The organism is Micromonospora sp. WMMD735, assembly GCF_049178995.1.
Lineage (GTDB): Bacteria > Actinomycetota > Actinomycetes > Mycobacteriales > Micromonosporaceae > Micromonospora > Micromonospora wenchangensis.
The window spans coordinates 244,035-270,722 of the sequence record NZ_JBMHMJ010000002.1 but is presented as its reverse complement, the minus strand read 5'-3'; the positions used below and the strand labels follow the sequence as shown (position 1 = coordinate 270,722).

The 26,688-nt window shown below is 74.4% G+C and carries 3 protein-coding genes (2 of these 3 running past the window's edge); all 3 read right to left on the bottom strand.

Annotated elements, in window-relative coordinates:
* Tightly spaced (each overlapping or abutting the next), the 3 genes in view from ACN268_RS01415 to ACN268_RS01405 form a layout consistent with a single transcriptional unit that may run on beyond the window.
* Window positions 1–18,624: the 5' portion of an L-histidine N(alpha)-methyltransferase gene (locus ACN268_RS01415; protein WP_421481344.1), read on the bottom strand. Its footprint begins 363 nt before the window's first position; 18,624 of the gene's 18,987 nt are visible here — the first part of the coding sequence; it begins with the start codon at window positions 18,622–18,624; its stop codon lies beyond the left edge, outside the window.
* Window positions 18,624–23,207, bottom strand: a complete 4,584-nt coding sequence (locus ACN268_RS01410; protein WP_421481343.1) for an amino acid adenylation domain-containing protein — start codon at window positions 23,205–23,207, stop codon at window positions 18,624–18,626. Before ACN268_RS01410 ends, ACN268_RS01415 begins: the two co-directional genes overlap by 1 nt.
* A protein-coding gene (locus ACN268_RS01405; RefSeq protein WP_421481342.1) for an SDR family NAD(P)-dependent oxidoreductase crosses the window boundary here: on the bottom strand, window positions 23,204–26,688 show its 3' portion. Its footprint extends 15,538 nt past the window's final position; only the last 3,485 of its 19,023 coding nucleotides appear in the window; its start codon lies beyond the right edge, outside the window; its stop codon occupies window positions 23,204–23,206. Before ACN268_RS01405 ends, ACN268_RS01410 begins: the two co-directional genes overlap by 4 nt.

Genomic DNA, 26,688 nt, shown 5'->3' with positions numbered 1-26,688 from the left:
GCCGGCGATCCCGGCGGCGCTGAGCGTGTGCCCGATGTTGGTCTTCACGCTCCCCACGCCGCAGAACCCGACCTCGTCCGTGGCACCGCGCAACACCTCGGTCAACGCCTTCAACTCCATCGGATCGCCGATCATGGTGCCGGTGCCGTGCGCCTCGACGTAGCCGAGCAGTGCCGGGGACACGCCGGCGACGGCGAGCGCGGATTCGATGACCTCGCGCTGCGCCCGGGGGTTCGGGGTGGTGATGCCCATGGTGCGGCCGTCGTTGTTGACGGCGCTGCCCTCGATGACCGCGTACACCCGGTCGCCGTCGCGGAGCGCGTCCTCGACCCGCTTGAGCAGCAGGACGCCCACGCCCTCACCGAGGACGATGCCGTCGGCACGCTCGTCGAAGGTGTGGCACCGGCCGGTGGGTGACAGCGCCCCGGCACCGCTCATGCCGACGAACGGCACCTCGTCGAGCAGGATCTCGACGCCGCCGGCGAGCGCCGTGTCGGTTTCGCCGGCCCGCAGGCTCTGCACCGCGAGGTGCACCGCGACCAGCCCGGACGAGCAGGCGCTGTCGACGACCATGGCCGGACCGTGCACGTCCAGGTAGTGCGAGAGATGCGCGGCGATGAAGTTCTGCGCCATGCCGCTGATCGAATGGGTGGTCGCGGCCGTGTGGTGGGCGCCGAAGTTCGCCACCCGGGCACCGGCGAAGACCCCCACCCGGCGGCCGGCCACGTCGGCGGGTGTCAGGCCCGCGTCGGCCATGCACTCGGCCCCGGCCTCCAGGAACTGCCGCACCAACGGGTCGACGTGGGCGGCGCCGGCCGGGTCGAGACGGAAGAACTCCGGGTCGAAGTCCTCGATGGCGTCCAGGAACCCGCCCCACTTGCTGACGGTTCTGCCGGGCTGCTGGACCGGGTGCCAGAAGCGGTCCACGTCCCAGCGGGACGGCGGCACCTCGGTCACCGAGTCCACCCCGCCGACCAGGTTGCGCCAGAAGGTGGTGTGGTCGGGGGCGCCGGGGAAGTGTGCGGCGATTCCCACCACGGCGATCCCCCGCACCTGCGGCGTCCTCGGGACCGGTCGCGGCCCACCCTCCGCTTGCGTCCCACGCCCCGGTTGCGGCTCCGTGGGCACCGGCTCCTGCGGCAGTACGCCGGCCAGGGCGGTGCTCAGCCGGGCGATGGTGGGGTTCTCCAGCAGTATCGACGGCTCGACGACCACCTGGAGGTCGCGCTCCAGGGCGGCGAGCAGTTGGGCGATCATGATGGAGTCCACGCCGAGGTCGGCGAAATCGGCGTCGGGCGGAATCTGCGCGGCGTCCAGGCGCAACGTCGCTGCGAAGACCTCGGTGAGCCGCCGTACCCCGTCGTCGCCGGACCGGATCCCGTGCCCCGCCGGCAGCGCCTGCACGACGGCGGCGGCCGGCGCGGACGGGGTCGCAGCCGGGGTGACCTCCAGGAGGGCACGCGCGTCGAACCGGGAGGCGTCCACCACGCACGGCAGCACGACCGGGTCGGGCCCGGCCAGCGCCGCGTCCAGCAGCGCCAGGCCGTCCCGCGGGGGCAGCGCCAGCAGCCCTCGGGCCCGGTAGGTCGGGGTGTCCACCTCCGGCATGCCGGCCGCCTGCCAGCTCGGCCACTGCACCGACCGGAAGACCGGAACACCCGTGCCGGTGGCGGTCCGGTACTCGGCCACCCGGTCCAGCACCGAGTTGGCCACCGCGTAGTCGCTCATCCCGACCGCCAGGGTGGGCACCTGACCGGCGACCGACGAGTACAGCACCACGAAGCGCAGCGGGTCGTCCGCGCACGCGTCGAGCACGGCCTGCAGGCCCGTCGTCTTCGGTTCCAGCACCGCGCGCATGTCGGCGGTGCGCTTGCCGATGAACGCGGGGTCGGTCATCACCCCCAGCCCGGCACAGTGCACGAGGCCGGCGATCGGACCCCACTGCCGTCGTACCCGGTCGAGCACCTGCCCGACGCGCTCCAGCGGGGTGTTCTCGATCATCAGGTGCACCCCGGGGCGCTCCAGCGCGGTGAGGTCACGGAGCCGGGCGGCCAGGTCCGGATCGGTGTCCGCAGCGGCGATCAGGGCCGCCCAGGTCTCCCGGGCGGGCAGTGACGACTGCCCGAGCAGCACCAGCCGGTCCGCGCCCCGCGCGACGAGTTCGGCGGCCAGCAGCCGGCCGAGCGCACCGGTCCCACCGGTGATCACCACCGGCTGCCCGGCCAGCGCGGCCGACCACCGGGCCGGTGCCGAGGAGGCGTCCACGGGCCGCAGCACCGGGGTGTACCGGAGGCCGTCGCGCACGCACGCCTCGGTGACCGGATCGGTCGCCGCCAGCTCCGCGGCGACCACGTCGCGCACCACGTCCGGGTCCGTGACATCGACGTCGACGGTACGGGCGGACACGGCGGGGTACTCGGCGGTGAGCATCCGGACCAGCCCCGCGAACGCTGCTCCCCGCAGCGTCGGGTTCTCGACGCCGAAGGTCACCAACCCCCGCGTCAGGTGCAGGTAGGCCAGTCCGGTGGTCCGGTTCGCCGCGACCAGCTCCCGGGCCAGCACGATGCGCGCCCAGTCGACGTGCACCTCGGCCACCGGGACCGCGGACAGGTCGACGAGGTCCACCACGACCGTTGCCCGGCCGATCGCGGTGGCGGCCCGCAGGCCGGTCTCCTCGCTGGTGTCGTCCAGGCGGACCACCCGCGCGGTCCCCCCGAACGCCGCCAGCGCGAGCGCCTCGGTCTCGGCACCGACCAGGACCACCGGTTCGTCCGGTGCCGACGCGGACGGCAGCGACGCCGGCTCCCACGCTTTGACCAGCAGCCGCCGGGAATCCTCCGACGTCGGGTCGGACCCGGTGGGAAGCCAGTGCCGTTCCCGCGCGAACGGGTACGTCGGCATCGAGGTGAGGGCAGGTCGGTCGGTGCGCAGCGCAGCCCAGTCGATGGCCGCGCCGTCCTGCCACAGCCGCGCGATCCGGTCGAGCCGCCCCTCGCGGGCCAGCCGCCGCAGATAGCTGACGCCCTCCGGCTCGGTGAGCCAGTCGTGGTCGCCGGCCACGGTACCCGCCGCGAGGTCGCCGGCCAGGAACGCGGCGAGCAGGTCCCGCAACTGCGCCACGGACGTGCAGACCAACGCCAGACGCACCGCCATCGGGACCCGACCCACCTGCGAGGTGTGGGCCAACGACGACAGGGCGGGCTGCTGGTCCCCCAGGAACGTCCAGGTCGCTCGGGCGTACCGGTGCAGGGCGGCCTCGTCGCGCGCCGACAGCAGGAACACCTCCGGTCCGGTGTCCGGCGGTGACGGCGCGGGCGCGGGCGGTTCCTCCAGCACGACGTGGGCATTGACCCCGCCGAAGCCGAACGAGCTGACTCCGGCGCGCAGCGGCACGGACGTGCCGTCGGCGTCGCGCGGCTCCCACCGGCGGGTCTGCCGGACCGGCTCGAACGGCGTGCCGGTCAGCTCGATCAGCGGGTTGAGCCGGGAGAGGTGCAGCGTCGGCGGAAGCTGTCGGTGCCGCATCGCCAGCACCACCTTGATCACACCCGCGATGCCCGCGGCGGGTTCCAGGTGCCCGATGTTGCTCTTGACCGTGCCGATGCCGCAGGTGACCGGGGGCCGGACGGCCAGCGTCCGGTGGGCCCGGACCAGGCCGTCGATCTCGACGGGGTCACCGAGTGCGGTGCCGGTGCCGTGCAGCTCGACGTAGGACACCGTCTCGATCGGCACGTCCGCGTCCCGGTACGCCTCGACCAGCAGATCCGCCTGTGCGAGGGGGTTCGGTGAGGTGAGTGACGAGGCGCGGCCACCGTGGTTGACCGCGCTGCCGCGGATGACCGCGTGCACCCGGTCGCCGTCGGCGAGGGCCCGGGACAGCGGCTTGAGGACGACGACGCCGACGCCCTCCCCCTTGACGTACCCGTCGGCCCGCTCGTCGAGCGTCTTGCACCGGCCGTCGGGCGCGAGCACACCGAGCTGGTTGCCGGCGACGACGGTCTGCGGGGACAGCACGAGGCTCACCCCACCGGCGATGGCCAGGTCGCTCTCCCCCGCGCGCAACGAGCGGACGGCGCGGTGCAGGGCGACCAGCGAGCTGGAGCAGGCGGTGTCGATGCTCTCGCTCGGGCCGCGCAGGTCGAGCAGGTACGAGATGCGGTTGGCCAGCATGGTGCGGGCCAGTCCGGTGCCGGCGTGCGCGTTGACGTGCTCGCCGTTGAGCACCATCGACTCGTAGTCGGTGAACTGCACCCCGGCGAAGACGCACACCCGGCCACCCGCGAGCCGGTCCGGGCGGCATCCCGCGTCCTCCAGCGCAGCCCACGTCTGCTCCAGGAACAGGCGGTGCTGCGGGTCGATGACCTGCGCCTCGGCCGGTGAGATGCGGAAGAACAGCGGGTCGAACAGGTCTACGTCGGTCAGGAAGCCACCCCAGCGGGCGGTGCCGCCGAAGCGACGGGCGACCTCCCGCCAGTCCCACCGGTCGGCGGGCGTCTCGGTGATCAGGTCCCGGCCGGCCGCGAGGTGCTGCCAGAAGGAGTCCAGGTCGTCGGCGCCGGGCAGCCGCCCGGCCAGGCCGATGATCGCGACCGGCTCGTGGTCCGCCGGTGCCGGAGGGACGGGCCCGGATACGGGTACGGGTACGGATGCGGGTGCGACGAACGGCGCGGATACGAACGGCGCGGATACGAACGGCTCGGGTACGACCGGCGCGACGGCCGGGGTCGCGGGTAGCTCGGCCGCGAGGTGCGCGGCGAGTTTGGTGATGGTGTTGGCGGCGAACAGCGTCGTGGTCGGCACGGTCACGTCGTAGCGGACGGCCAGCGCTGCGGCCAGGTTCTGCAGGCCGAAGGAGTCCAGGCCGTACTCGCCGAAGCCGGCCTCCGGGTCGAGCGTGGACGGGGCGATCCCGAGGATCTCGCCGACCAACCCGCGGACCTGCCCGACCAGCTCCGACCCGGGAGCGACGTACGGCCCGGAAGCGATGTCCGGTCCGGGAACAGCGGGAGCGGCGTCCGGTCCGGGAACAGCGGGAGCGGGGTGCGGGGCGGGAACAGCGGGAGCGGGGTGCGGGGCGGACGTCGGCACCGGGTAGCCGTCCTCACGTAGGCGCATCCCGGCCACCAGCTCCCGCATCGCGGCCGGCTCACCGGGCAGGACGGCCACCTGGTCCCGGTCGAGGCGCAGCACCAGGTCGAGCACCTGCCCGCCCTCTGCCGCCTCCAGGTAGCGGAAGCCGGTGGCGGCCAGGTAGCGGCGCTCGTCCCCGGCGTCCACGTGCATGCCGCCGGCACGCCACATCGGCCAGTCCACCGACACGGTGCGACCACGTCGGCGTCCGGCGCGGCGCTCCCGTTCCCGCGCGGCGGCGAACCCGTCGAGGTACCGGGCACCGACCGCGTAGTCCAGGAGACCGTAGTCACCGAGCTGCCCGGCCAGCGACGAGTAGAGCACGAACACGTCCAGCGGCTGGTCGCGGGTGACCTCGTCGAGAACCACGGTCCCGGTGAGCCGGGCCCGCAGGTGCGCACGGAACTCGTCGAGGCCCTTGCCGGGCAGCGGGGTGCGCGACACGGTGCCGGCCAGGTGGAAGACCCCGTCGAGAGGGCCCCAGGCGGCGGTCACCTCCGCCACGACACGGGCCATGGCGGCACGGTCGTCGACGGCCGCCTGGTGGTACCCGACCTCGCCGTGGGCACGCAGCTCCGCCAGTGCACCGCTGCGCTCGGCGGCCGGCGAGCGGCCGGTCAGCGCGACCCGGGCGCCACGCGAGAGCAGCGTCCGGGCCAGCAGCACGCCGAGGCCGCCCAGACCACCGGTGATCAGGTAGACGCCACCGTCGCGCAGCGGCGGGGGCAGGACCGGCTCAGCGGGGATCTCGCTGAGCACCCGGACCGTACGGCCGGTCACCGACACCCGTACGGCCGGACCCGACAGCCGGTGCGCAGCGATCTCGGCGAGTAGTTCGTCGGTACCGGTGGGGCCCTCGACCCGTACGACGCCGACGTTCGTTCCCGGCAGCGCGGCCCGCAACGACACGTCGAACCCGCCCCACGCCTCGGCGTGCGGACCCTCCGGCACCAGCACCTGGATGCGGGCCGGGGCGCGGGTGCCACGGGCCGTCAGCTCCTTGACGATCCGGAACATCGCCTCGATCCCCAGGTCGTCGCGGCCGGGCGTGAGCAGCGGCCACTGGTGCACGATCCGGGTCGGCGGGTCGGCCAGCAGCCGGGCGTAGTCGTCCTGCTCGCCGGGCCGGATGGTGACCACCGTGCCGTCGTCGCGGTACTCTGCGCCCGCCACGACGTGCACCGCGCCCGGCACCGGCAGGTCACCCAGGACCAGCACCCGGCCCGGGTGCTCCCCGGGCGCCGGGACCGGCTCGTCCCGCCAGGTCGCCGTGAAGTAGCTGATCGGCGGGGCCGTCGTGCCGTCGGTGAACCAGTGCCGTTCCCGCGCGAACGGGTACGTCGGCAGGGACCGCCGACGGGGCCGGTCCACCCACCGGCGACGCCAGTCCACCCGCGCGCCCCGTACCCAGGCGGCAGCGGTCTCGTCGTCGCCGTGGCCGTCGTACGGGTCACCGCTCGCGCCCCGCTCGACCCGCCCGGTGTGCAGACCGGTGGTGTCACCGGCGAGGAACCGACGCAGTGTGGTGACGGCGTGCTCGGCGGAGTCCGTGACGAACGCCAGCCGCTCAGCGTACGCCCCACGCCCCACCTGCAGGGTGTACGCGGTGCCCGCCAGGTCGTGCGCCCACCGGTCCGGCCGGTCGGCGAAGGCACGCGCGTACGCCCGCAGCCGGTCGCCGTCCCTGGCGGACAGGACGAACACCACAGGTCCCGTCGGCGGGTGCGGCTGCGGGCTCGGGTACTCCTCGAGGACGACGTGGGCGTTGGCTCCGCCGTACCCGAAGGCGCTCACCCCGGCGCGGCGTGGCACTGCCGGCGCGGGCGGCGGCCACTCCCGCAGCCCCGTCGCCAACTCGAACGGCGTGCCCTCCAGACCCAGGTGCGGGTTCGGCCGCGGGCCGTGCGGGTCGCCGGTGATCCGGCCGTGCCGCAGCGACAGCAGGACCCGCAGCACGGCGGCTATACCCGCCGCCGGTTCGAGATGGCCGATGGTGTTCTTCAGCGCCCCGAGGGCGCAGTGCGGCCGGGCCGGCGTCCCGTGGCCCCAGTCGCGGTAGAGGTCGGCGAACGCCTCGCGCAACCCGTTGGTCTCGGCGGGGTCACCGATGACGGTGCCGGTGCCGTGCGTCTCCAGGTATCCGATCGTCCGCGGGTCGACCGCCGCCTCCCGGTGCGCCTGTCGGATCACCTCGGCCTGGGCACGCGGGTTGGGTGCGGTCAACGAGTTGGCCCGGCCGCCGTGGTTCACCGCGCTGCCCCGTAGCACCGCCAGGATGGGGTTGCCGTCGGCCCGGGCCCGGCTGAGCCGGGTGAGTACCACGACGCCGACCCCCTCGCCGCGTACGTAGCCGGCCGCGTCGGCGTCGAACGCCCGGCCGACACCGTCCGGGCTGAGCATCCCGGCGCGTTCCAGCGAGGCGAACGTGACCGGGGACAGCATCAGGCTGACACCGGCGACGATGACGGTGCCGCACCGTCCGAGGCGCAGCGCCTCCGCCGCCCGGTGCAGCGCGACGAGCGAACTGGAACAGGCGGTGTCCACCGGTTCACTGGGACCGTGCAGGTCGAGCTGGTAGGAGATGCGGTTGGCCAGCATCGACGGGGCGAGACCGGTCGACGAGTAGGCGTCGGTGGCGGTACCGGAACGCTGGATCAGCTCGGCGTACTCGGAGGAACCGACGCCCACGAAGAGCCCGGTGTCGGTGCCGGCCAGGTCGCCGGGGTCGATGCCGGCGTCCTCCAGCGCAGCCCACACCGTACGCATCAGCAACCGCTGCCGCGGGTCCATCCAGCGGGCCTCCCGGGGGGAGATGCCGAAGAACAGCGGGTCGAACCGGTCGACGTCGGCGATGAAACCGGCCCGGGTCACCCGGGTGTGTTCCGGGTGACCGGCGGGATCGCCGTGGTGCTCCCGCACGTCCCACCGGTCGGCCGGCACGTCGGAGAAGAGGTCCCCGCCACGTTCCAGGTTGGCCCAGAACTCGTCCAGATCGGCGGAGCCCGGCAGCACCCCGGCCATGCCGACGATCACCACCGGATCGTCCGTCCCGGGCGGACCGGACGGATCCGGTGCCGCACGCGGGTCGTCGCGGGTGAGCCACCCGGCCAGGGCCGTGGCGGTCGGGGTGGCCAGCAGCTGGTCCGGGCCGACCGGCACCCCGAACGCGGCGGCGACGTCACCGGCCAGCCTCAGCAGCGCCAGCGAGTCGAGCCCGTGATCGTGGAACGACGCATCCGGGTCAAGGTCGGTCACCGGATAGCCGCTGATTCCGCTGACCAGTCGCAGCACGGTGTCCAGCGCGGGGCGGCGCGGGCCGGTCGGCCGGTCCGGCACCGGCGTGGCGGCCGTCGGCCCGGCGGACCGGATCCAGCAGCGGACCCGCTCGAACGGGTACCCGGGCAGCGACAGCGGCTCCGGTCCGCGGCCGGGCGTCCCCCGCCAGTCGATCACGTCGCCGGCGACCCAGCGGCGTGCGACGTCGCGCGGGTCCGTGCCCGGCGCGACCGGGGGGCCGGGTTCCGCGGTGACCACACCGGTCCAGCCCGACGGCCGTCCGGCGAGGAAGGACTCAAGCTGGTCGATCAGCTCGTCGGGCCGACGGGCGACCACGGCGAGCCGGTGTGCCATCGCCTCGCGCCCGGTCTGCAGCGTGTAGGCCAGCCGGTCGAGGTCGAGGTCCGCAGCGGCCGGCAGGGCCGCGGCAAGCTGACGCAGGGTCGATCCGCTGTGCACGGTCCCGACGTTCAGGGTGCTGTCCCGCCCGGCCAGCCGCATGATCACGGCGGGGTCCAGGCCGAGTTCGTCGAGCGGCTCGTCGACGGCGGTGACCGGCACCCCGGCGGCCGAGGCGATCTCGGACAGGCCGGGTCCGGCCGCCCCACCGCGCAACCGGTCCAGCATCCGCTCGACGACGCGGCGCAACGCCTGCACGTCGCGCGCCGAGAACGGGAAGACGGCCGGCACCGGTACGACGCCGGAGGGTGATCCGGCCCGGTACTGCTCGACCAGGACGTGCGCGTTGGAGCCGCCGGCGCCGAAGGCGCTGACCCCGGCACGCAGTGGCTGCGGGCCGGTCCACGGGGCCACCTCGCGCTGCACGCGGAACGGGACGCCCGCCCAGTCGACGGCCGGGTTGAGCTCCTCGGCGTGCAGTGACGGCGCGAGTTCCCCCACCCGCATCTGCAGCAGCACCTTCGTCAGACCCGCGATGCCCGCCGCAGACTCCAGGTGACCGACGGACGACTTCACCGAGCCGATGGCGATCGAGGCGGCGGGGGCGTCGCCGAACACCCGGGTCAGGCCGGCGATCTCGGCGGGATCGCCGAGCGCCGTGCCGGTGCCGTGCGCCTCCACGTACGACACGGTGGCCGGGTCGACGCCGGCGGCCCGCAGGGCGCTGGTGACGACCTCGCTCTGGGCACCCGGGCTGGGTACGGCGTACCCGCCGGTCTTGCCGCCGTGGTTGACGGCACTGCCGAGGATGACTCCGAGGATGCGGTCACCGTCGCGTTCGGCGGCGGCCAGCGGCTTGAGCAGGACAGCGCCGACACCCTCGCCGGGGACCATGCCGTCGCCGCCGGCCGCGAAGCTGCGGCACCGTCCGGAGTCGCCGGTGAACCCACCGGCCGCGAGTTGCCGGTACTTGCGCGGATGTGGGGTGAGGTTCACGCCGCCCGCCAGCGCGTAGTCCGCGCTCCCGGCGGCCAGTGCCGTACAGGCGAGATGGATGGCGGTCAGGGACGACGAGCACATGGTGTCGACAGCCAGGCTCGGGCCGTGCAGGTCCAGGACGTACGACACCCGGTTGGCGATCGACGCGTAGCCCATTCCCCCGGCCAGCCCGCGCTCGTCCTCCAGGAGCTGGTAGTGGCCGTACATGACGCCGACGTAGACGCCCACGCGGCTGCCCCGGAGCCGGGCGTGCGGATAACCGGCGTCCTCCAGGGTGTGCCAGGCGGTCTGCAGGAACAGTCTCTCCTGCGGGTCGGTCAGTTCCGCCTCGCGCATCGACATCTGGAAGAACCGCGGGTCGAACTCGTCGATGTGGTCGAGGAAGCCGCCCCACCGGCTGACCGGTCTGCCGTCCACCTCGGAGACCACCGACGGATCCCAGCGGTCGGCCGGCACCTCGCGGACGCAGTCCCGGCCGGCCCGCAGGTTGGCCCAGAACGTGTCGACGTCGTCGGCGAGCGGGTACCGGCCGGCCATGCCGATCACGGCGATCCGGGTGTCCGTCGTCGGCGTCGGTCGCCCGGCGGGCTCGACCGTCGCCGCCGGCACGGACGGTGCCGCCGGACCGACCACCGGTACGGGCGGGGGTTCGGCGGGCAGCAGGCCCCTGACGCTCTGCGGGTACCGCTCGACCAGATGGTCGGCGACCTCGCGGATGGTCGGGTGCTCGAACAGCAGGGTGGCCGGCAGGTCCCCCATCCGTTCGGCGAGCAGGTCGGCGATGCGGGGCACGGTCAACGAGTCGACCCCGAAGTTCTCGTACGTCTCGTCCAGCCACAGCCGGTCGCGGGGTACCTGGAGGACCTGGACGAACGCGTCCTTGACGTACTCGCGGGCGGCCTCGACGAGCCGCTGCGCGTCGCCGGTGCGCGGCGGCGACCCGGCTGTCGCCTCGCGGGCGGGCTCGGCCAGCGGCTGCGCGTCGCCGGGGCTCGGCTGCGACACCGCCGGCACGGGTGTCGCCGGGGCCGGGCCGGTGGCCGCGACGACGACGTGCTGGGTGAGCGCCCGGTCGGCGGGGAAGGCCCGGCTGCGGGCGAACCCGGCCAGTTCGAGCGCGGTGCGCCAGCCGGCCCCGGACAGCAGGGGGGATCCGGGCAGGCGCAGGCCGGTGTCGCGGTGCAGCCACCAGCCGTCGAGCAGGCCGAAGGTGAGCGTCGTGGTGACGGCGTTGTTGCTGGCCTCGTTGAGCACCAGGTGTCCGCCCGGTTTGAGCAGCGCCGCGACCGCGCGCAGGGTGTGCAGCAGGTCCGGGGTGGCGTGCAGGACGTTGGCCGCCACCACGAGATCCGCCTCGCCGGGCGGGAATCCCTGCGCGGCCGGGTCGCCGGAGATGTCGAGTCGTTGGAAGCGCACCGTCGGGTAGCGCTCGGCGAACCGCTGCCGGCCGTGTTGCAGGAACGCGGGTGAGATGTCGGTGTACACGTAGGTCAGATCCCTGCCGGTGGCGGTCAGGGCGGGCAGCAGGCTCGCGGTGGTGCCACCGGTCCCGGCCCCGATCTCGACGACCGTGACCGGTCCGCCCAGCCGGCCGACCCGGTCCAGCGCCGCGGCCACCACGAGTTCGTTGGCACGGTCGACGACGGGGCTGCCCCGGTAGGCGTCCTCCACCAACGCCGTGGACCCGCCGGGGAACATCACCTCGGTGGCGCGCACGCTGCCCCTCAGCACTCCGAACAGGTCGCGCATGCAGGGCCTCAGCAGGCGGTCGATGCGGTTCAGTGCCGGCTGGCGCGCGCAGAGTGCGATCAGCTCGTTCTCCGGGTCCACCGGGGCCGACCGGTTCGTGGGGACCAGCGCGGTGCCGTCGTCGCGCAGGAAGCCGGCCGCGGTGAGCACCCGCAGCAGTTCGGCGAAGAGCCGGGACTGCCCGTCGGCGATCCGCAGCCGTCGCTGGACGTCGGCGGCGGTCCACCGCTCGTCGTCGCTGCGGAACACGCCCTCGTTGCGGAACAGCTCCCACAGCCAGCCGGTCACGATCCCGTCCAGCGACGCCTGGTCGGCGTCGGTCAACAGCGGCGCGACCGGTGCCAGGGCGGCCGCCGACGGCGCCAGTTCGTCGTCGCCGGCCGGGTCCCCCGGCCGCTCGACCCCGGCGGCGGCCAGCACACCGGCGTCCGCCTTGATCACCACGACCTGCCGGTCGGTACGACCCAGCACGTCGTGCACCGCCGCCATGCCCTCCGCCGGGGTGATCGACCGGATTCCGGTCCGGGCCAGTCGCTGCCGGTACCGTTCGTCCGCGACGATGCCCACGGTGCCCCAGTAGCCCCAGTTGATGACGGCCGAACGGGCGGGCAGGACGCCGTCGAGGTGCTGCGCGAACGCGTCCTCGAACGTCGATCCGGCGGCGTAGTTGGCCTGCCCGGCGCTGCCCGACAGCGCCACCGCGGAGGAGAAGAACAGCACGAAGTCGAGCCCGGCGGCGGTGGCGATGGCGTGGTGCAGTGCCACCGAGGTCCGCGTCTTGGCGTCGAGGACGGTCCGGAAGGTCTCCTCGGTCATCGTGGCGACGATCTGGTCACGCAGCACGATGGTGGCGTGCACGACCCCGTGCAACGCGCCGTGCCGGCTCCGGACAGCGGTGACCACGTCGGCGAGTGCCGCCGGGTCGGTGGCGTCGGCCCTGCGGTACGACACCAGCTCGCCGGCCGGGTCCAGGCGGCGCAGTCGTTCCCGACGTCCGTCGTCCAGCTCGCTGCGGCCGACCAGCACCACCCTCGCCCGGTAGCCGCGTACCAGCCATTCGGTCAGCTCCAGGCCGATACCTCCGGCGCCGCCGAGGATCAGGTAGACGCCCCCGTGGCGGATCGCCTCGCGGGGTGCGGCGGCGGTGACGGGGACCAGGCTCCGCCGGTGCAGGACACCGGCGCGCAGGGCGTACGGGCCGCCGGCGGGCACGTCGAGGACGTCGGCGGACAGGGGATCGGTCGACGAGCGGTCGACCACCGCCACCCGCCAGCGCGGGTGTTCCCGGGCCAGGGAGAGGGCCAGTCCGTGCAGGCTCGCCGCGTAGGGGTTGCCGACCGGCTCCGGGCCGGTGCTCAGGGCGTCTTCGGTGACCACGGTGAGCCGTACCGGGGCACCCGACCGCTGTAACGCCTTGGCGACGCGGAACAGGGCCAGGACGCCGTGCTCCTGCGCGCGGTCGAGGGCGGCGAGGTCGTCGGTGCGGCCGGTGGCAGGGCCGGAGAGCACGACCACGTGGCCCGGCCGCCCGGGCGGTACGACGGAGCCGTCGGCACCGATGTCGGTGACCGCACCGCCGAGCCGGGCGGCGAGGACGGCGGCGAGCGGAGCGGCGGCGGCAGGACCGATCACCCAGGTGTCCGGGTCGTCCACGGTCAGGGGCTCGGCCGGAGTCGGGGACCAGCGGGGTACGTACATCAGGTCGTCCACCGCCGGCCCGGCCACGGCGGACCCGACCCGGGACGCCCGCGCCCCGGGAGCCGGGCGCAGGGCCAGGTCACGTAGCCGGACGCAGACGCCGCCGGCCCGGTCGGTCAGGGTCAGGTCGTACCGGTCCGGGCCGACGGCCCGGACGTGGGCGTACACCTGGTCCGGTAGGGGCGCGAAAACCTCGGCGGCGGCGAGCGCGAACGGCACCATCGCCGGTCCGTCGGTGGGGTCGCGCAGCACCGCGAACGTGTGCAGTGCCCCGTCGACCAGGGCGGGCGGCAGCGCGCAGCCGGCGAACGGGGCGGCCCCGCTGGGCAGGCGCAGGCTGGCCAGCGCCTCCCCGGTGCCCGACACGATCCATTCGACGGCACGCAGGGCGGGGCCGTAGACCAGGCCGGCGGCGGCGAGGTCGGCGTAGACGGCCGCCCCGTCGTGCCGGTGCGGCAGGGCCGTCCGGATCCGCTCGACCGCGACGGGCTCCGGCACGGTGCCGGTCAGTGTCTCGACGCCCCCCTCGGCCACCAGGTCACCGGCGTCGTCGAGCAGGGAGAAGACCAGGCCGGTGCCGTCGCTGCGCAGCCGGGTCGCGAGGCGGCGGGTGGCGTCGGCGACCACGAACGGGCGCAGCCAGCGGACATCGCGCAGGCGGACCGGCACCGGGTGGCCGACGGTCGCGGCGGCCGCCCGGGCCATCTCCAGGACCGCCGCGGCGGGAAGCAGGCGCATGTCGCCGACGCGGTGTCCGTCGATCAGCGGATGCCCGGGTGGGAAGGTGGTTCGGTAGGTCAGTCCGGTGATGCTGCCGGCCGGATCGATCGCGCCGAGCAGCGGGTGCGTGGCCGGTCCGACCGTCGGCGGTGCCCAGGTCTGCTCGGTGATCCAGCAGCGCAGTTCCTCGAACGGGTAGCCGGGCAGCGGCAGCCGCCGACCGGTGCCACCCCAGTCGACTGTCGCGCCGGCGGTCCAGGCCGCCGCCAGGCCCGAAAGGTCCGTGCCGGCCGCAACGACGGCACGGGAGGCGTTGCGGCCGCGGACGCTACCCGTCCACACGCCGTCTCCGGTGCCCGCGCGCAGCCGGTCGACCAGCTCGTCCGCCGTCGAGGCGAGCACCACCATGCGGTCGGCCCAGGCCTCACGTCCCTGTTGCAGGGTGTACGCCACGTCGGCGAGCCGGTCGGCGGGGCCGTCGGCCACGGCGTCGGCGAGCCGCCCGGCCAGCAGGCGCAGGCTTTCCGGCGTACGGGCCGACAGCGGGAAGAGCCGGGGGCCCGGCGCGGCGGCCGCAGGGGGCGCGGCGAGGTGTTCCTCGACCACCAGGTGGGCGTTGGCTCCGCCCGCGCCGAACGAGCTGATGCCGGCGCGGCGCGGCTGCCCGCCCCGGCGGGGCCAGGGGGCCACCTCGGTCTGCACCCGCAGCGGCGTGGAGGCGAAGTCGATGTTCGGGTTCACCGGGTCCGCGTGCAACGACGGTACGAGTTCCCCGTGCCGGATCTGCAGGAGCACCTTGCAGAGTCCGGCCATCCCGGAGGCCGACTCGAGATGGCCGATGTTGGATTTCACCGAGCCGATCGGCAGGCTGTCGCGGGGTAGGCCGGAGGCGTCCAGAGCGCGGGCCAGCGCCCGGATCTCCACCGGGTCGCCGAGGGCGGTACCGGTGCCGTGCGCCTCCAGGTAACCGAGCGAGGCGGCCGTGACGCCGGCCTCGGCCAGCGCCCGCTCCACGAGGTCGCTCTGGGCGACCGGGTTGGGCACGGTGAAACCGTTGGTCCTGCCGCCGTGGTTGACGGAGGTGCCGAGGATGACGCCGTGGATGTGGTCGCCGTCCCGGATGGCGGCCGACAGCGGTCTGAGCAGCACCACGCCCACGCCCTCGCCGGGCACGTAGCCGTCACCGTCCGCACCGAAGCTGCGGCACCGGCCGTCGCTGGAGGTGAAGCCGCCCTGGCCGAGGAACCGGTACTTGTAGGGGTGGACGTGCAGGTTGACACCCCCGGCGAAGGCCATCTCGGTCTCACCGGAGCGCAGGTCGCGGACGGCGAGGTGAATGGCGGTCAGCGAGGAGGAGCACATGGTGTCCACGCCGAGGCTGGGACCGGTCAGGCCCAGGGTGTACGAGACGCGGTTGGCGATGGACGCGTGCGACGACGCGCCGATCCGGCCGTCGGCGGCCTCGTGGAGCTGGTAGAGGCCGTACATGGCGCCGGCGTAGACCCCGACGCGGCGGCCCCGCAGGCCGGCCCGGGTGTGTCCGGCGTTCTCCATGGCGTGCCAGGCGGTCTGGAGGAACAGCCGCTCCTGTGGGTCGATGATCTCCGCCTCCCGGGGGGAGATGCCGAAGAAGAGCGGGTCGAAGCGGTCGATGCCCCGCAGGAAGCTGCCCCACCGGCTGTACCGGGCCGCCCGGTCGGCCGGGGTGGCCTGGTCGTAGTCACGCCAGTCCCAGCGGTCCGCCGGGATCTCGGTGATCAGGTCGCGGCCGGCCCGCAGGTTCGCCCAGAACTCGTCGAGGGTGTCGGATTCGGCGAACCTGGCCGCGACGCCGACGATCGCGATGGGCTCCGGCTGCGGGGACCCGGGTGCGGCGTGGTCGGGTCGCGGGGCCGTCACCGCGGCCGGGACCACCGGCGGCTCCGGTGCCGGATGTGTCGTCGGGACGAGTTCGGTCAGGCGGGCGCCGTGCTGCTCGGCGAACCAGCCGGCGAGGCCGCGCAGGTCCTGGTACTCGAAGAAGAGGGTCTTCGGCAGCGATCCGAAGTGGTCCTCGAGCCGCCGGGTCAGGTCCATGATCAGCAGCGAGTCGATGCCGTACTGCTCGAACGCGGTGTCCGCGTCGATGTCCTCCGGCGGGTAGTCGAAGACCTCGGCCAGCACGCCCCGCAGGAACTCCTCGGCGACCGCGGTGACCGCAGCGGTGGCGTCGGCCGGCGTCGCCGCCGGGGCCGGTGCCGCTGCCGGGACCGGTGCCGGCGCGTCGAGCAGCTGCCGGATGCGGTCCAACTCCCCGTGCGCGACCAGCACGTGGTCGCCGTCGTGGCCCAACGCCCTGTCCCAGGCGGCCAGGGCGGCCGCGGTCGGCAGTGGACGCAACCCGGAGCGGCGGACGATGCGGTCCTGCGTGGCGTCGTCGGCGTCCATCCGGATCCCGCCGTCGGCCCACAGCGACCACAGCACGCTGAGACTGCGGCCGGGCCGGTCGCTGTCGCGTCGCCAGGCGGTGAACGCGTCGAGGAAGCGGTTGGCGTAGGCGTAGTCGGCCTGTCCCGGGCTGCCCGCCCCGGACATCGAGGAGAAGCAGACGAAGAAGTCGAGCGGGTCCGTGGCCGTGGCCCGGTCCAGGGCGAGCGTGCCGTGAACCTTGGGCCCCAGCACCGCGGCGATCTCCTCGTCGGTCTTGCGCAGGAGGAACGAGTCACGGGTGACGCCGGCCAGGTGCAGCACCCCCCGCAGCGGCCCGAACGTCTCACGGACCCGCGCGACCAACCGCTCGGCCGCGCCCGGCGCGCCCAGGTCGCAGGACAGGTAGTGCACGTCGATCCCGGCGGCACGCAGGACGCTCAGGTCGGCGTCGGCGGACCGCCCGGTCAGCACGTACCGCGCCGACGGCCCCAGGTGGGTGACCAGGTGTCGGCCGATCACGCCGGCGCCGCCGGTGACCAGCACCGTCCCGTGCGGCGTCAGCGGCGTCGGGGCGGGTGCCGGGACGATCGGCTCCCACCGGGCCACCTGCCGGCCGCCGGCGGCGTACCGGACCCGGAACTCGTGTTCGGCGGCGGCCTCCCCGGCGGCGACCGCCCGCGGGTCGGCGTCATCGGTGGTGATCACCGCGACCCGGAAGTCCGGATGCTCGTTGGCGATGCTGCGCGCCATGCCGTCCAGGGCCAGCAGGCGGGCGTCGGTGGCCGCACCGGACGGTCGGAACACGTGCAGCACCCGGACCGGCCGCCGGCTCGGCTGCGCGGCCCAGGCCCGGAAGAGCCGGATCAGGCCGGGTAGCGGATCGTCGTCGCCGAGGCGGACCACCACCAGCGGGTCGGGGCTCGGGAAGGGGCTGTCCGAGCCGGGGTCCAGCACCACGGTGCGCCCCGCCGGGACAGCGGGGCGCACCGGGGCGTCCCGCCACCGTTGGGCCAGCAGGTGGGTGGCCACCGCGTCGGCCTGGTCCCGGACCGCGCGGGTGACGACACCGTGCAGCCGGACGGCGACACGGCCGTCGGCGGCGGCGAGGGCGATGTCGTGTCCCGTGCCGGTGGCGACGGCGTGGACGTACCCGTGCTCCGGCAGCGGCCCGAGGATCTCCACCCGGTCGATGGAGAATGGCAGCTCGCGCGGGCGCGGGGCGGACGGGTCGGCGGCGGTCCAGAGCGCCGCCTGCAGCATCGCGTCCAGCAGGGAGGGGTGCAGGGTGAAGTCCTCGAACGGCAGGTCGGCGGCGTCCGGCACGCCGACCTCGGCCAGCGCCTCGCCGGGGGTGCTACGAATGCCGCGTAACCCGCGCAGGCTCGGTCCGTACCCGCCGCCGAGCGCGGTGAAGACCGCGTAGCAGTCGTCCGCCGAGGCGGTGCGGGGCAGGCGGGCACGCACGGCGGTCAGGTCGAGGGGGGCCACCGTCTCGACGTCGTCGAAGCGCAGGGTCCCGGTCGAGCACAGCTCCCCGTCCCGGGTGCCGTCGACGCGGCGCAGCTCGTAGGCGACGCCGTCGGGGGCGGGCACCAGGCGCACCCGCACCCGGACCGGCTCGCCGGTGAGCACCACCGGTCGGGCCCAGATGACGTTCTCGACGCCCGTCGCGGTGCCGTGCCCGGCCCGGGCGGCGGCGTCGACGGCGAATTCGAGGGCCACGACGGCGGGCAGGATGCGCACCTGGCCCAGGGCGTGGTCGCGCAGGTAGAACTCGTCGCCGGTGAGGGTCCGCTCGGCCGGATCGGCGGCGAGGGTGGCCGGCGGGTCGATCCAGTACCGGTGGGTCACCGGCGGCGGCTGCGGTAGTGACAGCCGGGCCGGTCGCCGGCCCGTGCGCTGCGGCGGGGCCACCGCGGCACCCGCGACCCACAGCCTGGCAGCCTCGTGCGGGTCGCCGGTCACGACCGGCTCACCGGTGGTGCGCGTGGCCGTGCCGGTGACGGTCCCCGTGCCGTCACGGAGCCGTTCGGTCAGCTCCGCGACGCTGGTCACCACCACGGCGAGCCGTTCCGCCAGCTCCTCCCGGCCCGTCCACAGGGTGTTCTCGATCTGGTCGAGCGTCGTCTGCGGGTGCGCCTGCAACCATGCCACCAGCTCGGTGCGGTACCGGTCGAGCTGTTCGCGGCCGGCGGCCGACAGGACGATCAGCCGGGCGGCGCGGTCCTCGGTGCTGTTGCCCATCACTGCCTCTCCGCTTCCGCCACCACGACGTGGACGTTGCTGCCGCCCATGCCGAAGGAGCTGACGCCGGCGCGTGCCGGTACGCCCCCAGCCGGTTCCCAGGGCTGTGTCTCGGCCTGGAGCCGGAACGGGCTGCCGGTCAGATCGATCATCGGGTTGGGGGTGCACAGGCCGACCAGGCCGGGCAGCAGCCGGTGTCGCATGCTCAGCAGCACCTTCACCACTCCGGCGACACCCGCGGCGGCCTCGAGGTGGCCGATGTTGGCCTTCACCGAGCCGAGTCCGGTGCGCCCCGGCACGACCGGCAGTCCCCAGTCGCGGTACAGCTGCGCGAACGCCTCCCGCAGCGCGTCCACCTCGATCGGATCGCCGAGCGGTGTCCCGGTGCCGTGCGCCTCGACGTAGCCGATCGTGTCGGGTGGCACCGCCGCCGCCCGGTGCGCCGCGATCAGGACGTCGCGCTGAGCCTGCGGGTTGGGCACGGTCAGGGAGTGGGTGTGGCCGCCGTGGTTCTCGGCCGAGCCGATCAGCACGGCGTGCACCGGATCACCGTCGGCCACCGCCCGGTCCAGCAGCTTGAGCGCCAGCAGCACCACGCCCTCGCCCCGGCCGTAGCCGTCCGCGCGCTCGTCGAAGGTCTTGCACCTGCCGTCGGGGCTGAGCATGCCGGCCCGACGCAGGCCGGTGAACCCGTGGGGGGACAGCAGCAGGTTCGCGCCGCCGGCCAGGGCCAGCTCGCAGTCGCCGAGGTGCAGGGCACGGGCCGCGCGGTGGATCGCCACCAGGGAGCTGGAGCAGGCGGTGTCGTAGACCGCGCTGGGGCCGCGCAGGTCGTACACGTACGAGATGCGGTTGGCGGCGATCGACGCGACGTTGCCGATCAGGAAGTGGTCACCCATGTCCGGCGATCCGGGGGGCAGCAGACTCAGGTAGTCGGCGCCGCTGAGACCGACGAAGACCCCGGTGCGGCTCCCGGCCAGCGCCGCGGGCCGAAGCCCGGCGTCGAGCAGCGCCTCGTCGGCGGCGTGCAGCAGGAGCCGGTGCTGCGGATCCATCTGAGCCGCCTCGCGCGGCGAGATCCGGAACCGCGCCGCGTCGAAGGCGTCGACGTCCCGCACGAACGATCCGCGGAACCGTTCCGGGAACAGCCGCGCGGAGAAGCCGCGCCCCACCGGGTAGGGCTCGGTGAGGTCCCGGCCCTCGGCGAGGTGCGTCCAGAACTCGCGCAGCGACCCGGACGCCGGTAACCGGCCGCCGACGCCGACGATCGCCACCGGCGGATAGCCGGTGCGCGGCGGCGGTGCGTCGGATCCGGCGACCCGGACCGGCGTCACCGTCGGCGACCCGGCGTCGGGTCCGCTGTCCGTGACCGCTGCCGGGTGGGTGGCGCCCAGGTGCGCCGCGAGGGAGGTGAGGACGGGGTGGGCGTAGAAGAGCGTGGGGCTGACCGGGACGCCGAAGCGGACGCGGACCGCCATCGCCAGGCGGGTGAAACCGACCGAGTCGAAGCCGGCCTCGCCGAGCGGCCGGTCCACCGGGATCTCGTCCGGGTCGACGGCGGCCACTCCCGCGGCCAGCTCCCGCAGGGTGGCCAGCAGCCGGCCGCTGTCGTCCGGCCGGGGTGCCCGTGGCGTCTGCGGGTGGCCGAGGTCACGGATCAGCTCGTCGAGCGGGGCGGTGGCGAGCCGGACGGTGTCGACCTTGGCGTTCGGGGTCATCGGCAGCCGCAGCAAAGGCACGGTCCGGGACGGGATCATGTACGCCGGCAGCCACTCCCCGATCCGCGCGACGACCGTCGCGGCAGCCTCAGGGTCGGCGACGACGAAGGCGACCAGGCGCGGCTGCTCGTCGCGCAGGACCACGCCCGCCTCGGTGGTCACGCCGGTACGGCGGATCGCCGCCTCGATCTCGCCCAGCTCGATGCGGTGGCCACGTAGCTTGACCTGCCGGTCGGCCCGGCCCGACAGCAGCATCTCGCCGTTGTCGGTCCACCGGCCCAGGTCCCCGGTGCGGTAGCGGCGCTGCCCGTCCCGCACGACGAAACGCTCGGCGGTCAGCTCGGGACGGCCCCGGTAGCCCCGGGCGACGCCGTCCCCGCCGATCAGCAGTTCCCCGGTGGCGCCGAACGGGACCGGGTCACCGTCCGGGCCGGCGAGGTGGAACGTCGTGTTCGCGATCGGGGTGCCGACGGTGATCGGCCGGTCGCGGCGTACCCGCAGCGCCGAGGACCAGATCGTGGTCTCGGTCGGGCCGTACATGTTCCACAGCTCGCCGGCCCGGTCCAGCAGCTCCGCCGCCAGTTCGGCGTTCAGCGCCTCCCCACCGCAGAGCAGCCGGGGCACCCGGCCGCGCCAGCCGGCGGCCAGCAGCATCTGCCAGGTGGCCGGGGTCGCCTGGACGATCGTCGCGCCACTGTCGTCGAGCAGACGGGCGAGCGCGAAGCCGTCGCGGGTGACCTCCGCCGGTGCGAGGTGGACGGTGGCGCCCCGGGTGAGCGGCAGCAGCAGTTCCAGGCCGGCGATGTCGAACCCGGCCGTGGTGACGGCCAGCAGCACGTCGTCGTCGGCGCAGCCGGGCTGCTCGGCCATCGCGGTGAGGAAGTTGACCAGGTTGCCGTGGGTGACCTCGACGCCCTTGGGCTGGCCGGTGGAGCCGGAGGTGTACAGCACGTACGCGAGGTCGTCGTCGCGGCAGGCGACCACCGGACCGGGGGCCGCGGTGGCGGTGCCGTCGAGCGGAATCCGGGTGCCCGGTGCCGTGGCGGGCAGGCGGTCGGCGTACGCGGGGTCGACGAGGACCGCGGCGAGACCGGCGTCGGTGCAGACGTGGGCGAGGCGGGCGGGTGGGAAGTCCGGGTCGAGCGGCACGTACGCGGCACCGACGGTGTGCGCCGCCAGCATCGCCGCGATCATCGCGGCCCGCCGGCCGGACAGCACGCCGACCAGGTCGCCACGGGTCACCCCGGCGGCACCGAGGGTTCGCGCCAGGGCGTGCACCCGCCCGGCCAGCTCACCGAAGCCGGTCGTGCCGTCGGCGTCGACCACCGCGACCCGCTCCGGGGCCGACGCCGCGCGGGCCAGCACGAGATCGGCCACGGTCACGTCGTACGGCCGCCCGACCCGGGTGGCGTTGGCCCGCTCGACGAGGGCGTGCTCCTGCGCGGTGGTGAGGGCGAGGTCACCGATCCGCTGCCCCGGGTCGGCGGTGACGGCCGCAAGCAGCAGCCGGAAGTGCTCGGCCAGCCGCTCGGCCGTGGTCCGGTCGAACAGCTCACGGTCGTACTTGACGTACACCAGCGCCGCTGGTCCGCGCACCACGACCTCGACGACCAGCGGGTTCTCGCCCTCCTGGGTGAGTTCGAGGGCGTCGTGGAAGACGGTCTGCCCGGCGGCCATGTCCTGGTCGCCGCCGACACCCTGTTGGAGGTAGAAGCCGATGTCGAAGGAGACCGCGGCGCCGGATTCGCGGCGCAGGTCGCCGACCACGGCCGCGAACGGGTAGTCGCTGTGCTCCTCGGCCTGCGCCATGTGGTCGTGCACGGCGGTCATCAGCTCGGCGAAGCTGCGCCGTGGGTCGCAGTCCACCCGCACCACGACCGGATTGATCAGGTAGCCCACGGTGCGGTCGAACCGCTCGGAGATCCGGCCGTCGGTCGGCACCATGACGCTGACGTCACGATGGCCGGAGTGCCGGTGCAGCAGCACGCTGAAGGCGCCCAGCAGCACGCTGAACGGGGTGAGCCCGGCCGCGCCGGCGGTGCGGCGAACGGCCGCCCAGCTGGCCTGCGGCAGGCGGAACTGCACCATCGCGCCGGTGTCCCCGGTGGCCGGCCCGGTCCGCCGCCGGTCGGTGATCGCGTCGAGGACGGGCCCGCTGGACGCGCCGGCCAGCCGGTCGAGCCACCAGCGGCGGTGCGTCGCGGCGGCCGGCCCGTCGAGCAGTTCCTGCTGCCGGCGGACGAACTCGCGGTAGCTGGCGGCCGGTTCGACGGGTGGCAGGACGCCGGGGCCGGCCAGCGCGTCGTGGCAGGCCACGATGTCGCGCAGCACCAGGTGGCTGGAGATCCCGTCGGTGATCAGGTGGTGGAACACCAGGAGCAGCAGGGTGCGGTCCCCGGGTGCCGTGATCAACCACATCCGGTGCAGTGGGTCGTGTTCCAGGTCGAACGGGGTGTGCACCAGACGTCGGACCCGGGCGGTGAACTCCCCGTCGGTGACGTGCCCCAGGTCGAGCCGCACCACCTCGACCGGTCGCTCGACGATCTCCTGCACCGGTGTGCCCCCGTCCAGGCGGACGGCGATCCGCAGCCCCGGCTGCCGCTGCACCGCGGCGACCAGGGCCCGGGTGAGCACCCCGGGATCGACCCCGTCACCCAGCCACAGCCCCAACGGGAGGTTGTACGAGGTGGTGCCGGGCCGGCTGGCGTGGATCGCCCAGAGTGCCGCCTGACCGCGGCTCAACGGGTACGGTCCGGCCGTCTCCGGTCCCGGACCGGTCAGGCCGCGCAACAGCGACTCGGCGACGTCGTCGGGCAGCTCACCGGCGGCGACGGCGGCGAGGATGTCCCGCAGTGCCGGGCTCATCGGCCGTTTCCCCACCGCAGGTCGGCCAGCACGTCGTCGACCTTGACCGATCCGTCGCGCAGCCCGGCCAGCAGGGCGCCGATCCCGTTGCCCGGGGCAGGGGCCGGGACGGGTGCCGGCGCGACGGCTGCGGGCAGCGGCCCGTACGTCTCGTGCATCGTCCGGGCCAGGGCGCGTACGGTCTGCCCGACGTTGAACAGACGGGTCGGTACGTCGACACCGTAGGTGGCCCCGAGGCGGCGGCTGAGGCGACGCAGGCCCAGCGAGTCCACGCCGACGTCGGAGAGCACCCGGTCGGGCGACAGCCGGTCCGGGTCCATCCCCAGGTGCGCGGCGAGCAGGTCGCGGACGTGGTCGCGTACCGCCGCCTCCGGGTCGCCGCCGGTGCCGGTGGCCGTGGGTGCGGGGGCCACCGCGCCCACCGGTGCCGGGTCCGGCGGTACCGCCTCCGGCACCGCGTCGACGACCTGCGCCGGATCGGCTGCGACGAGCCCGGTCGCCGCGGCCTGCACCCGGTCGAAGCGTGGTCCGGGCGTGATCCAGTAGCTCTGCCGGGCGAAGGCGGAGGTCGGGGCGGCGATCCGCCGTACGGGCTCCCCCGGCCACAGGTCGGCCCAGTCGATCGCGGCACCGTCCACCCACAGCCGGGCGATCTTGTCGAGCTTTCCGGCCGTCATCACGGCGCGCAGGTACTGCCGTCCCTCGACGCCGTCCAGCAGCAACGCGGTGGCGGTCCCCCGGCCGTCGCCCACGCTGACGCCGTCGTCGCTCGTCCCGGCCAGCCACCCGGTCAGGCGTCGCTCCAGTGCCGCGGTGCCGTCCGCGACCACGGCGAGCCGTTGGGCGAAGACCTCCCGGCCGGTCTGCAACGTGTAGGCCAGGGCCGCCGGGTCCACGTCGGTGGCGTCCCGCACCCAGCGGACCAGGTGTTCGGCGTACCCGCGCAGCCGCTCGGCGTCCCGGGCCGACAGCACGAACAGGTGCGGGCCGGGCCGACCGGCACCGGGCCGGACGGGGAACTCCTCCAGGACCAGGTGCGTGTTGACACCGCCGAGACCGAACGAGCTCAGGCCGGCGCGCAGTGGAACCTCGACGCCGTCCGGGTCGACGGCGGGCCGCCACGGCTCGTTGCCGCGCAGCACGTGCAGTGGACTGCCGTCGAGCCGCAGGTGCGGGTTGAGCGTCTCCAGGTGTGGATTGCCGGGTAGTTCCCTGTGCCGCATGGCCAGCAGCACCTTGATGAGTCCGGTCACCCCGGCGGCCGCCTCCAGGTGACCGGTGTTGCTCTTCACCGCGCCCAGCGCGACCCGATGTCCCCCGCCGTCGATGCCACGATCGGCGTACAGCTGACGGAAGGCGGTCTTGAGTCCCTCGATCTCGACCGGATCGCCCAGCTCGGTGCCGGTCCCGTGGGTCTCGACGTAGGTCACCGTGCGCGGGTCGGTCCCGGCCCGACGGTGCGCGGCGACGATGCAGGCGGCCTGGGCCGCCGGGTTCGGCGCGGTGAGCGAGTTGCTGCGCCCGCCGTGGTTGATCGCGCTACCGAGCAGCACACCGTGGATGACGTTGCCGTCGGCGAGGGCGGCGCTGAGTCGTTTGAGCACCACGATGCCGGCGCCCTCGGCGCGGGCGATGCCGTTGGCGCGGGCGTCGAAGGCCCGGCAGCGACCGTCCGGGCTGAGCATGTCGGCCTGGCTCATGTCCACGAACAGCGTCGGTGACGCGATCACGTTGACGCCGCCGGCCAGCGCCACCGTGCACTCCCCGCTGCGGATCGCCTCCGCCGCGTGGTGCACGGCGACCAGCGACGACGAGCAGGCGGTGTCGATCGTCTCGGACGGGCCGTGCAGGTCCAGCAGGTACGACACCCGGTTGGACAGGATCGCGTGCGCCCGGCCGACGGTGTGGTACCCGTCGAGCGGCACCGCCAGGGCGTGCTGGAGCTCGAAGTAGTCGTAGGTGCTGCTGCCGACGAACACGCCGGTGTCGGAGCCGGCGAGATCGCAGGGGCGGATGCCAGCGTCCTCGATCGCCGTCCAGGCCGCCTCGAGGACGAGACGGTGCTGCGGGTCCATCGCGGTCGCCTCGGTGGGCGAGACACCGAAGAACTCCGCGTCGAACAGGTCCACCCGGCGCAGGAAGCCGCCCCAGCGGGCGGTGGTGCGGAACTCGCCCGGTTCGGGGGTGCCGTGGATGCGCCGCCAGTCCCAGCGGTCCGGTGGAATCTCGGTGACCAGGTCGTCGCCGGCGACGAGGTGGGCCCAGAACTCGTCCAGGTCGTCGGAGCCGGGCAGCATGCCGGCCATTCCGACGATCGCCACCCCGTCCTCGGCGGTCGGCTGCGGGTCCGGGACGGGCCCGGTCAGCGCGGCCGGAGCGATGCTCCGGGGGGCCACGGTGACCGGAGCGGCCGGGGTCGGCGCGGGCGGGGCCGGCGCGGCGGAGGTCGGCGCGGCGGAGGTCCGGGGGCGGTGGTGGCGGGCCAGTTCCGCCCCGTACTCGTCGAGGATCTTCGCCACCAGCTCCCTGGCGGTGGACACCCCGAAGAACGCCGCGGGGGTCGCGTCCAGGTCCCATCGCACGTTGACCTGGTGACTGAGCCTGGTGTACATGATGGAGTCGAAGCCGAACCGGTTGAGCTGGTCGTCCTCGCCCAGTTCGGCCACGCTGAGCCCGGCCACCGCACGCACCATGGCCAGCAGCTCGGCGGCCACCGGCTCCCGCCAGGGGGCTTCGGCGGCCACCGCCTCCCGCCAGGGGGCTTCGGCGGCCACCGCCTCCCGCCAGGGCTCCACGGCCGCGACGCCGGGTGACTGGCCCGTCGTCTCCACGCCGATCCCGTTCAGGGCGCTCTCGGTGCCCGACATGACCACCACCTGAATCTCCGGCCGGTCGAGCACGCCGGCCAGCACCTCGATGCCCGTACGGGGCGGGAGTGGATGGAAACCTGCCGCGGCCAACCGGCTGCGGTGACGCTCGGTGAGCGTCGAGCCCGACCACGGTCCCCAGTTCAGGACCCGGACGGGGTACGGCAGCCGGGCGGCGAGCGCGTGGCCGATGGCGTCCTGGGCGGTGCAGGCCGCGGCGTAGGTGGCCTGGCCCGGATTGCCGAGGAACGACTGCAGCGAGGAGAAGATCGCGAAGAAGTCCAACCGGCGGTCACCGATCGCCTCGGCCACGGCCAGCGTGGTCCGGGTCTTCGCGATGAGCCCCTCGACGAACCAGTCCTCGTCCAGCGCGGCGAGCGAGCGGTCACGCGCCACCGTGGTCGCGTGCACGACCCCGTGGACCACGCCGAGCCGGTCGAACACCGCCCGCATCCGGTCGGCGTCGCGGGCGTCCGCCTGCTGGAAGTCCACCAGGGTCCCGGTCGGGTCGAGGGCGCTGATCCGGGCTGCCCGCTCGCCCGCAGGGCGGGTCCGCCCGACCAGCACCACCCGGGCGCGGTGGCTGCGGACCAGGTGTTCGGCCACGTCCAGGC